The 1,260-nt window shown below is 71.3% G+C and carries 1 protein-coding gene; it reads left to right on the top strand.

Translation table 11 applies throughout. The features are described from left to right. Positions 1 to 167 precede the first annotated feature (167 nt). Positions 168 to 1,157 (top strand): hypothetical protein, encoded by a 990-nt coding sequence (locus O145_RS15190; protein WP_043564520.1) that lies wholly within the window; start codon positions 168 to 170, stop codon positions 1,155 to 1,157. The last annotated feature ends 103 nt before the right edge of the window (positions 1,158 to 1,260 follow it).

The following is a 1,260-nucleotide window of genomic DNA, read 5'->3' as shown; positions in this document are numbered from 1 at the left end:
CCGCCGATCTCGTACGAAAATGTCTATCTCGACGCAGGTGGGGCGGCGACGGCAATGGGCGGGCGGCGGGGCGTGCAGGGCTCCACAGGGACTCGCAGCGCAGAGGGCCCGGCGCCGGTTGTGGAGGGCGCGGGCGCTCTGAGTGCGCTGTGCCTCATCATGAGTGAATGAGCTTCGACACCTTCGCCCCCCGTCCCAGTCGTCCCGCCCGCGGCCGCGACGGCCCCGCCCCGGCCGTCCGCCTGGCCTCGGAGTACATGGGTGTGAGCGGGGTGCGGCCGGAGCGCGATGACGCCTGGCACCGGGTCGCCTCCGGCGTCTATGTCCCCGCCGGCGAGTGGCGCCGGGCCACGGCGGACAACCGTCATCTCGCACTGGTCGATGCGGCCGCCCGCAAGCACGGCGGAAGCGGTACAGCCAGCGGGGAGCTTGTTCTCGCCGGCGTGTCGGCGGCGCTCGTGCTGGGGCTGCCCGTGGTGGGGTGCCTGCCCGAGCTCGTGCAGTGCCTCGGCCGTGTGGGCCAGCGCCGGCGCACGTCCCTGCTTCAGCGGCGAGTCAGACAGGAGCCCGTTGTCGTCCTGGAGGGCTCGTATCACGTGACTGACGTCGCCACCACCTGCATCGACCTGGCCCGCTGGGGAGGTCTTGTTCAGGGCGTGTGCGCCATGGATCACGCCCTGCGCAACCGCCTGTGCACGCGCGAGGAGCTCGACACCGCTCTCTCGCGCCTTTCCGCGAACGCCCGCGGCCTGGGCGCGGCCCGGATCGCCGTGCGTCTGGCCGATCCCCTGTCGGAGTCGCCCGGGGAGTCCCTCTCGCGCGTGCGGATGTGGCAGGCTCGAATCCCGCGCCCGGTGCTCCAGCACGAGATCTGGACCGAGGTCGGCCTGGTTCGCACCGACTACTTCTGGCCCGAGACCGTCGTCAAGCCCCACCCGGTCTCGGAGTTCGACGGAGAGGCGAAGTACCACCGGGAGACCTACGGGCGCGCCACCGAGGAGACGGTCCTCGCTGAGCGCAGGCGCGAACGCGAGCTGTGGCGCCTGGGCTACCCCGTGGCTCGCTGGACATGGGCCGACGCCTGGTACGGCAAGGGCGCCCGCATGCTCGCCGAGCTCGCCGCCGTCGGCGTCCGACCCGGAGCCGGCCGATGGTGAGCGGCCTGCACTCCGTCGAGATAGACATTTTCGGATGAGGTAGACGGTGTCACCGCCGATCTCGTACGAAAATGTCTATCTCGACGCAGGTGGGGCGGCGACG

The organism is Actinomyces israelii DSM 43320 (assembly GCF_000711965.1).
GTDB lineage: Bacteria > Actinomycetota > Actinomycetes > Actinomycetales > Actinomycetaceae > Actinomyces > Actinomyces israelii.
The sequence above is the reverse complement of the archived record's forward strand: the minus strand, read 5'-3'. Positions and strand labels throughout refer to the sequence as shown.

What these genes read in the sequence shown, in the direction of transcription:
- O145_RS15190 (WP_043564520.1), top strand. Translation starts at nt 168, where the DNA reads ATGAGCTTCGACACCTTCGCCCCCCGTCCCAGTCGTCCCGCCCGCGGC.